Source organism: Photobacterium nomapromontoriensis, assembly GCF_050336815.1.
Lineage (GTDB): Bacteria > Pseudomonadota > Gammaproteobacteria > Enterobacterales > Vibrionaceae > Photobacterium > Photobacterium nomapromontoriensis.
In genome coordinates this window covers 1-8,942 of record NZ_JAKJSL010000078.1, presented here as the reverse complement: position 1 = coordinate 8,942, position 8,942 = coordinate 1, and the positions used below count along the sequence as shown (strand labels likewise).

Here is an 8,942-nt window from a genome sequence, read left to right as displayed (position 1 = left end):
AGCTTTCTCTCTGTTACCGCTCGACTTGCATGTGTTAGGCCTGCCGCCAGCGTTCAATCTGAGCCATGATCAAACTCTTCAATTAAAAGTGTTTGCTGCTATAAATAGCGGCTCAATGAAATACTGTTTGTTCATTACCAAAGTAATGAACGAATTGACTGTGCCAAAATAACTTCTCTATAAATAGATATGCCATTTTGTATTGGTCACTCAGCTTCATTGATAATTCTTTTGTTGACTATCATTTCACGAGTGCCCACACAGATTGCATGGTCAAATTGTTAAAGAACAATACTTACTTACGTCACCGGCTAGCGCCGCTGTCCGTATCAGTGAGGTCGCATTATAGAGATATTGATCACATTGGCAATAGTGAAATTCTGTTTTTTTTGATAAAAACGACCAACAGCGCAGACTAAAACCAATCACCCCAATTTCCGACTAAAAAACAACCTAATCAGTTATTGATAACAACAATAATCACACTGTTTATCGATCTCTTTCTAACTTTTCGTTGAAAACGTTGTGAGTAAAAACACAAACGCCGCCAAATGGCGGCGTTTGATCTATACCCATTATCTTACTGCACGTATGGAACAACGGTAAGATTAATGAATCTAAGCTGTTTACCCATTATTGCTCACAGATCAGTGAACCATCGACAGCTTTAACGGTGATCATCTTACCAGTCATCAATTCACCTGACAGAATGTCTTGAGCCAGTGGGTTCTCAATATATTGCTGGATAGCTCGTTTTAATGGCCGCGCACCAAATACCGGATCAAACCCTGCTTCAGCAATTAAATCCAGAGCGCTGTCATCAAGCTCCAGTAAATAGCCACGTTCATTCAGTCGTTTCACCAATCGCTCAATCTGAATAATAGCAATATTTTTAATATTGTCAGCGCCCAATGGATGGAACACTACGGTCTCGTCTACTCGGTTAATAAACTCAGGACGGAAATGTTGGGCAACAACATCCATCACCAATGCCTTAATACCCTCATAATCAAGACTACCAAAATGCTCTTGAATACGATCGGACCCTAAGTTTGATGTCATAATGATAACGGTATTACGGAAATCTACCGTACGGCCTTGACCATCCGTCAGACGCCCATCATCCAATACTTGGAGCAAGATATTAAACACATCTGGATGTGCTTTTTCTACTTCATCAAGTAATACCACAGAATAAGGACGACGACGTACCGCTTCTGTTAGATAGCCACCTTCTTCATAACCGACATAACCCGGAGGTGCTCCAACCAGCCTTGCCACTGAGTGTTTTTCCATAAATTCGGACATATCAATCCGCACCATGGCATCATCACTATCGAACATAAAATTCGCCAGTGATTTACATAACTCAGTTTTACCAACACCGGTAGGGCCAAGGAATAAGAAAGAACCGATAGGTCGATTAGGATCAGAAAGTCCTGCCCGGCTACGACGAATCGCATTGGCAACAGCCTCTACGGCTTCATCCTGACCAATCACTCGGTGATGCAGCGCATCTTCCATCTGCAACAGTTTATCCCGCTCCCCTTCCAGCATCTTGGCAACCGGGATCCCAGTCTGGCGAGACAGTACTTCTGCGATTTCCGCATCCGTGACTTTATTTTTAAGCAGGCTCATTTCCTGCATTTCAGCTTGAGCTGCTAAATCTAGCTGTTTCTCAAGCTCAGGGATCCGACCATATTGCAATTCAGACATCCGGTTAAGATCACCAGCACGTCGTGCAATCTCCATATCCATTCGAGCTTGCTCTAGTTCGGTTTTTATATGCTGAGTACCAGAAAGTGCTGCTTTCTCAGCATTCCACACTTCTTCCAGCTCTGCATATTCACGTTCTTTGTTATCGAGTTCATCACTCAAATCAGTCAAACGCTTTAGGCTCGCTTCATCCGATTCTTTAACCAGTGCTTGTTGCTCTATTTTCAACTGGATGATCCGGCGCTCCAGTCGATCCAGAGATTCAGGTTTAGAGTCAATCTGCATCCGGATACTTGATGCCGCTTCATCGATCAGATCAATGGCTTTATCCGGCAATTGACGATCGGATATATAGCGGTGTGATAAACTGGCAGCCGCCACGATCGCAGGGTCGGTGATTTCAACATGATGATGCAGCTCATAACGCTCTTTCAGACCCCGTAGAATCGCCACGGTATCTTCAACTGTCGGCTCATCCACCAGCACTTTTTGGAAACGACGTTCAAGTGCAGCATCTTTTTCTATGTACTGGCGATATTCATCCAGTGTTGTCGCACCAACACAATGCAACTCACCTCGAGCAAGCGCTGGCTTGAGCATATTGCCAGCATCCATTGACCCTTCGCCTTTACCAGCACCGACCATGGTATGAAGCTCATCAATAAAGAGAATAACACTACCCTCTTCCTGTGATAGTTCATTAAGAACGGCTTTTAGTCGCTCTTCAAATTCGCCTCGGTATTTTGCACCTGCAATTAATGACCCCATATCGAGCGAAAGTACACGCTTATTGCGCAAACCCTCTGGCACCTCGCCATTAATAATACGCTGGGCCAACCCTTCTACGATGGCCGTTTTACCAACGCCTGGCTCACCAATGATCACCGGGTTATTTTTGGTTCGGCGTTGTAGGACTTGGATGGTTCGGCGAATTTCATCATCACGCCCAATGACGGGATCCAGCTTGCCCTGTTCGGCACGTTCTGTCAGATCGATGGTGAATTTTTTTAGTGCCTGGCGGTTCTCTTCGGCATTTTGATCATCGACATTTTGACCACCGCGAACTTTCTCGATCGCCTGCTCTATTTTCTCAGCCGATAAACCTTTGTCTTTAAGTAACTTACCTAGCGGACCTTTATCACCCACCGCGGCTAATATAAATAATTCTGATGAGATAAACTTATCTTTACGCTTCTGTGCCAGCTTGTCACACATGTTCAGCAGCATACCCATACCATGAGAGAGCTGAACATCACCACCAATGCCACTGACTTTGGGTAAACGATCCAACAGTTCCGCGAGCCCGGAACGAAGTAATGCGACATCGACATTTAGCAATGTCAGTAAAGGGCGGATCGTACTACCTTCTTGGTTCAACAACGCCACCATTAAGTGGGTCGGTTCGATATACTGATGGTCCCGTCCTAATGCTAACGATTGAGCATCAGAAATAGCCATCTGGAATTTGCTCGTAAAACGGTCAAGACGCATAAGTCCTCCTCTATTTTCTATCAATAGATATGGTGATTCATCTCTCGTTTTTCAACTGATTTTTCTTCATATGAGCAACTAAAGACCCAAGCAAAAATTTTGCCACGGGCATTAATTCACATAATCACGGATAGCCAATCCATAATGCCAATGTAATCAGGCACAACACGACTCTCTGTTACGTGAAGCATCTCGCATTAGATCACATTCAATTTTTGCTTCATTGAATATAAGCCAATACTCCATAAGCCTAAATCGTATTCATCATTAAAGAAGGAAGTCACCATGAGAAGTCATCGCTGTTTACTGAGCTCAGTCCTACTAGTAGGCAGTTTATTGCCAATAGCAAGCTGGGCAACATGCGATCCAAGTGCGAATGCACAAGTCAATTTAGTGTATGTAGAGGATTTTGCGGCGGGCGCCAATGCGGGGCAAATCGTCAAACAAAAAGTGGATTATTTACGAGGGATCATGTCGAGTTCGGCGTTTGAATCCATTCATTCGATTCAATCCAGCGTTTCTTTGTATACGGAATCAGAAAATGACAATAAATTAGTGATCAGCCTAAGCAGCCAATATGCCGGATCGTTTGAGGCCATGACCCAGTTGGTAAACAGCAAACATCATATCTCTATTGATATTAGCCAATGCAATTAAAGCTGAAAAGCCAGTAACGACTGGTATCCAAGACCTGGGCATTATGCTTCGGTAAGCCAAATGAGTGTGGCCTGACGCCCGGTGACTCCATCTCTGCGATAAGAGAAAAAACGTTCTGGCTCATTGTAGGTACAGTATTCTCCACCAAACACCTGATCAACACCTGATGCATTCAGCCGTTGGGTTGCCAAACGATACAAATCAGCCAGCCATTTATCACCATAAGCCTGAAAAGCCCGTTGAGCCTCTGGCTGATACGCAATAAATTGGTCACGCACGTCACTGCCCACTTCAAACGCACTCGGGCCAATTGCGGGCCCCAGCCACGCTAAAATGTCACTGGCGGGTACTGAAAACAACGCCAGTGCCGCTTCGATAATCCCGTTAGCCAATCCTCGCCAACCCGCATGAACAGCTGCAACCTGAGTCCCTGCACGATCACACAAAATGACAGGTAGACAATCAGCCGTCATCACCGTACACGCCAAACCGGGCTGGCAAGTATAGCTACCATCAGCATCCGGCACAGACAATAACGGCTTATCCAACGCTATCACAGTGGTACTGTGGATCTGATTAAGCCAAGCAGGTGCCGTTACCAACGACAATGCTTGCTGTAAATCATCGCGATTAGCTTGAACCACGGTTTGATTATCCCCAACATGCATACCCAGATTCAACCCTTGATAGGGTACAACGCTGTGCCCGCCGAGGCGCGTCGTGGTAACTGCTCGGACACGGCTGGGGGCTGGCCAGTTGGGGATAATAAGCATCTTAGTATTCTTCCTCTTGATGCTCTTCTTTATCTTGACGCAAGATACTCATCATCGCGACCATGTCGATAGGTAAGGCTGCACGCCATTCCATTAGCTCACCCGTAATTGGATGCTGAAGACGCAGCATACGTGCATGTAGCGCCTGACGGTCAAATGCACGCAATGCCTGAATCAACTCCGCAGAGGCATGACGTGGTGGACGAGGGCGACCACCGTATATCGCATCACCAAGCAATGGATGATTTAAATACGCCATGTGAACACGGATCTGGTGGGTACGGCCTGTTTCCAAGCGAAGAACAATACGGGTATGCTCGCGGTAATGCTCTGCCACACGGTAGTGTGTAATGGCTGGCTTGCCCATTTCATTCACTGCCATGCAAATACGCTTGGTTGAATGACGGCCAATCGGCTTTTCGATGGTGCCACCACCGGTCATTTTACCCATAGCGATAGCTTCGTATTCACGAGTGATCTTGCGCTTTTGTAGTGCTCGAACCAGACGTGTCTGCGCTTGAATCGTTTTAGCGACAACCATCAGACCCGTTGTGTCTTTATCCAGACGATGCACAATACCCGCACGCGGCACTTCTGCCAGCTCAGGACAATGGAATAACAATGCATTTAGCACTGTACCATCAGGCGTACCCGCACCCGGGTGAACCACGAAATCACGCGGCTTATTGATCACCAAAATATGCTCATCTTCAAAAACGATATCCAATGGGATATCTTGCGCTTCCCAACGCATTTCATCTTCAATTTCAGCATTAATCAGCAGCTCTTCGCCGCCCATCATTTTGGTACGTGGTTTTTTGATGATATCCCCATCAACTGCAACCATACCGTTAAGGATCCACTCTTTGATCCGAGAGCGGGAGTAATCTGGATATAATTCAGCAATAACCTGATCCAGGCGCAAGCCTAACTGGCTATCATTTACTGTATTTGTTAACTCTATCTGCTGTGCCATCGCGAACTTTTTCAAAAAGCGTGGGACTAAATGTCAAACGCTGAGTAAAATAACATAATAGTGTCATTGTATCTGTTAACGGCTCAGACCGTAATGGATCCATAGAAATAAAATTTTTAAGTAAGGAAACAGACGCCACAATGAAACGCCTGACCCTAACGACTCTTCTTGCCGTGGCCATCCTTTCAGGTTGTTCAACCACGGAAGAAGTGGTACCTGATGTACCGCCATCAGAACTGTACGCGACTGCCCAGCAAGCTCTGCAGAGCGGCAGCTGGAATACTGCCATCGAACGTTTAGAAACACTCGATTCACGCTATCCATTCGGGGCATACTCTGAACAAGTACAGCTTGATTTGATCTACGCTTACTACAAAAATGATGATCTCGCGTTAGGTGAAGCCACCATTGATCGCTTCAATCGTCTAAATCCAGTCCATGATAAAGCTGATTGGGTACTGTATATGCGCGGATTAACCAGCATGGCGCAAGATCGCAGCTTTATGCATGATATCTTCAATATTGATCGCCACGACCGGGATCCCGAACCGGCTCGTCATGCATTCCGTGATTTTAAGCGTCTGCTTGAACGCTATCCGAATAGCCGCTATAGCGCTGATGCAAAAGCCCGAATGATCTTTTTGAAAAACCGACTCGCTGATTATGAACTGGCAACCACCGACTTCTACATTCGTCGTGGAGCGTGGGTCGCAGCAATCAACCGCGCTCAATTGATCCAGCGTGAATATTCAGATACCCAAGCGGCACGTCAGTCACTTAAATTGATGGAAATCGCCTATGACAAACTTGGGCTCACAACGCCAATAGAGAATACACGCAAGCTCATTGCACTAAACCCTGAGTAATGCATGATTTTCACAGCATAAAAAACAGCAGCCTAGGCTGCTGTTTTTTATGCTGGTGAGTCGTCAAGCTTGAGCACTTCAATATTTGGGATAGATTAGCGTTTTGGTTGGCGCTCAAATATCACACAAGTGATTGTTATGGAACGAATAAAACCCCTGCGTAGCACCAGCCACCAGCGTTTGACATACCTTCATACTGCCCCAACAACAGAACCGACTACAAGTACTTTCGTCAAACTTTCTTGCAACAAACCAAGATTGATCACAGATTTTTTCAGGCAAATAATTCAAAGCAACAAGTGTGATCTTTGTCACATTATTGATTCCTAATTTTAGTAATCTGAAGTCAACCCAACAAGGGGTAGCAAAAGAGGAACGATAATTATGACAGTAGACATCACCGGTAAAAATCTAGATATCACCCCTGCTATCCGTGAGCGTATTGAGTTTAAATTCAAAAAGTTGGAGAAATATCAGGTACCATTAATCAGCAAGCATGTAGTAATCAGCACAGAGCCAAATCGTCAATTTAAAGTAGAAGCATCTGCTGCTATTCCGGGAGGTCAACTTGTCGCCTCAGCAGAGCACGATGATATGTATGGCGCTATCACTGAAGTGTACCAAAAACTAGAACGCCAACTGAACAAGCAAGCTCATAAGCCCACAGCTCGCCGTGCTAGCCATAGCGATAAACCAGAAGTCGAAGAAACCGACATTGCTGAAGAAGAAACAGAATCATAACTTCTAGAGGATTTCATTAAACAGCCCCGCCTCACGGGGCTGTTTAGTTTGTGCTTGACAAGCCTGTACGGGCTGCATAATGTTGAGCCATATCTATCAAAAAACACACAACACATAATTCATGCAACCATTTCAACTGTTTTTCTTTCACTTGTTTTTTATGTCACCTTAATGGGGGCTCTTCGTTACGTGAGAAACAAGCTAAAGACGAACAGAGAGCCTCCTTACCGGGAGGCTTTTTTGTATAAGTTACAGACAGGGAACGACAATGACCGAATCGCAGTATTCACTGAATGACATCAGACAAAATGTCAGCCGTATCGATAATGAAATCATTAAACTACTAGCAGAACGCCGCCAGTTAAGCTTGGAGGTTGCTAAAAGCAAAATCCAAACAGCCAAACCTGTTCGCGATCAAGGGCGAGAACAAGAACTACTACTGCGTCTGATCGAAACGGGCAAAGCTGAACAGCTCGATGCTCGATACGTCACTCAAATTTTTCACACCATTATCGAAGACTCGGTCCTGTTTCAGCAAGCGTACCTACAAAAACTCACCAACCCAGAAAGCTTGCAGCCTGTCGCACGCGTGTCCTTTCTCGGAACAAAAGGCTCATACTCCCATCTGGCAAGCCGACACTATTTCAGCAACAAGCAAACCCAATTGGTTGAAATAAGCTGTTCCACTTTCCGGGATATTCTACAGGTCGTTGAGAGCGGTCATGCCGATTATGGTGTTCTGCCCATTGAAAACACCAGCTCAGGCTCCATCAATGAAGTGTATGATTTATTACAACATACCAGCCTGTCAATTGTCGGCGAAATCACCCAGCCGATTGAACACTGCCTGCTGACTGCCGTTGATACTCAACTGGAAAATATAGACACTCTGTATTCCCATCCGCAGCCCCATCAACAATGCAGTGAATACCTGCATTCAATGGGGAATATCACTCAAGAATATTGCTCCAGCACGGCTGAGGCGATGCAACACGTCGCGAAACTCAAACTGCCCAATGTGGCCGCGATTGGCAATGCCTCTAGCGGTGAGCTGTACGGCCTGACGCCACTAAAAGAAAACATCGCTAACCAACAAGAAAACTTTACCCGCTTTATCGTGGTGGCCCGAAAACCGGTTAATGTCATCTCACTGATCCCAGCCAAAACAACGCTGATAATGTCGACAGCCCAAAAGGCGGGTTCACTGGTTGAGTGTCTATTGGTATTACGCAACCTCAATATCAACATGACCAAACTAGAGTCCCGTCCCGTGATTGGCAATCCGTGGGAAGAGATGTTCTATGTGGATGTTGAGGCAAATCTAAAATCAAACGTGATGCAAGAAGCGTTAGAAGAGCTGACTCGCCTAACCCGTTTCATTAAGGTACTGGGATGCTACCCAAGCGAGAACATCAAACCCACGGATGTAGAAATCATTGACGATGCGTTATAACCACAATAACGCATCGAGTAGGGTGAGGCGTCGCCGCCTCATCCCTCTCACAGAACCGTACGTACGGACCTCGTATACGGCTCATGTACATTTCCATTCAGCGTAAGTGCTGAACACATGCCCTGTCACAACATGTTCAATATTGACTAAACCAAGTTCATTGAACCATTGATTTGTCATAGCGTAGCTCGATAACGGACTCGCAGAGCTTCTCCAGCCTGTCATTCGTATGTGACTAAACGGCGGTTTATATCCTCGCTGTTTCTTTC

General features: G+C 45.6%; 7 protein-coding genes, 1 rRNA gene, 1 pseudogene and 1 other annotated feature. Of the genes and pseudogenes, 4 read left to right on the top strand and 5 right to left on the bottom strand.

The features are described from left to right. Window positions 1–85 (bottom strand): 16S ribosomal RNA (locus tag L4D12_RS24945); the annotation flags it as partial. A 548-nt stretch (window positions 86–633) separates the two neighbouring features. After that, window positions 634–3,207: an ATP-dependent chaperone ClpB gene (gene clpB, locus L4D12_RS24940; RefSeq protein ID WP_428450527.1), complete on the bottom strand. Its 2,574-nt coding sequence runs from the start codon at window positions 3,205–3,207 to the stop codon at window positions 634–636. Between the two features lie 285 nt (window positions 3,208–3,492). Between clpB and L4D12_RS24935 the strand changes: the two genes are divergently transcribed. Then, window positions 3,493–3,864 carry a hypothetical protein gene (locus tag L4D12_RS24935; RefSeq protein WP_428450526.1) on the top strand — a complete coding sequence of 124 codons (372 nt, stop codon included), beginning with the start codon at window positions 3,493–3,495 and terminating at the stop codon, window positions 3,862–3,864. A 41-nt stretch (window positions 3,865–3,905) separates the two neighbouring features. Here the strand turns inward: L4D12_RS24935 and pgeF are convergent, their stop codons facing one another. Both pgeF and rluD read right to left on the bottom strand, forming a co-directional pair. Beyond that, window positions 3,906–4,637: a peptidoglycan editing factor PgeF gene (gene pgeF / locus L4D12_RS24930; protein ID WP_428450525.1), complete on the bottom strand. Its 732-nt coding sequence runs from the start codon at window positions 4,635–4,637 to the stop codon at window positions 3,906–3,908. A gap of 1 nt (window position 4,638) precedes the next feature. After that, on the bottom strand, window positions 4,639–5,613 hold the full coding sequence (rluD, locus tag L4D12_RS24925) for a 23S rRNA pseudouridine(1911/1915/1917) synthase RluD (RefSeq protein WP_428450524.1): 975 nt from the start codon (window positions 5,611–5,613) through the stop codon (window positions 4,639–4,641). A gap of 140 nt (window positions 5,614–5,753) precedes the next feature. Between rluD and bamD the strand changes: the two genes are divergently transcribed. The 3 genes from bamD (at window position 5,754) to pheA (ending at window position 8,673) form a co-directional block, all read left to right on the top strand. Continuing rightward, on the top strand, window positions 5,754–6,479 hold the full coding sequence (bamD, locus tag L4D12_RS24920) for an outer membrane protein assembly factor BamD (RefSeq protein WP_428450523.1): 726 nt from the start codon (window positions 5,754–5,756) through the stop codon (window positions 6,477–6,479). Window positions 6,480–6,863: 384 nt separating this feature from the next. Beyond that, the gene (gene hpf / locus L4D12_RS24915) at window positions 6,864–7,220 is read left to right on the top strand and encodes a ribosome hibernation-promoting factor, HPF/YfiA family (protein WP_428450522.1); all 357 of its coding nucleotides are present in this window, start codon (window positions 6,864–6,866) and stop codon (window positions 7,218–7,220) included. A gap of 123 nt (window positions 7,221–7,343) precedes the next feature. After that, window positions 7,344–7,465: a sequence feature (Phe leader region), on the top strand. Between the two features lie 23 nt (window positions 7,466–7,488). After that, the gene (gene pheA / locus L4D12_RS24910; RefSeq protein WP_428450521.1) at window positions 7,489–8,673 is read left to right on the top strand and encodes a prephenate dehydratase; all 1,185 of its coding nucleotides are present in this window, start codon (window positions 7,489–7,491) and stop codon (window positions 8,671–8,673) included. 81 nt (window positions 8,674–8,754) lie between these two features. Here the strand turns inward: pheA and L4D12_RS24905 are convergent. Then, window positions 8,755–8,942 (bottom strand): annotated as a pseudogene (locus L4D12_RS24905) (group II intron reverse transcriptase/maturase); the annotation flags it as partial.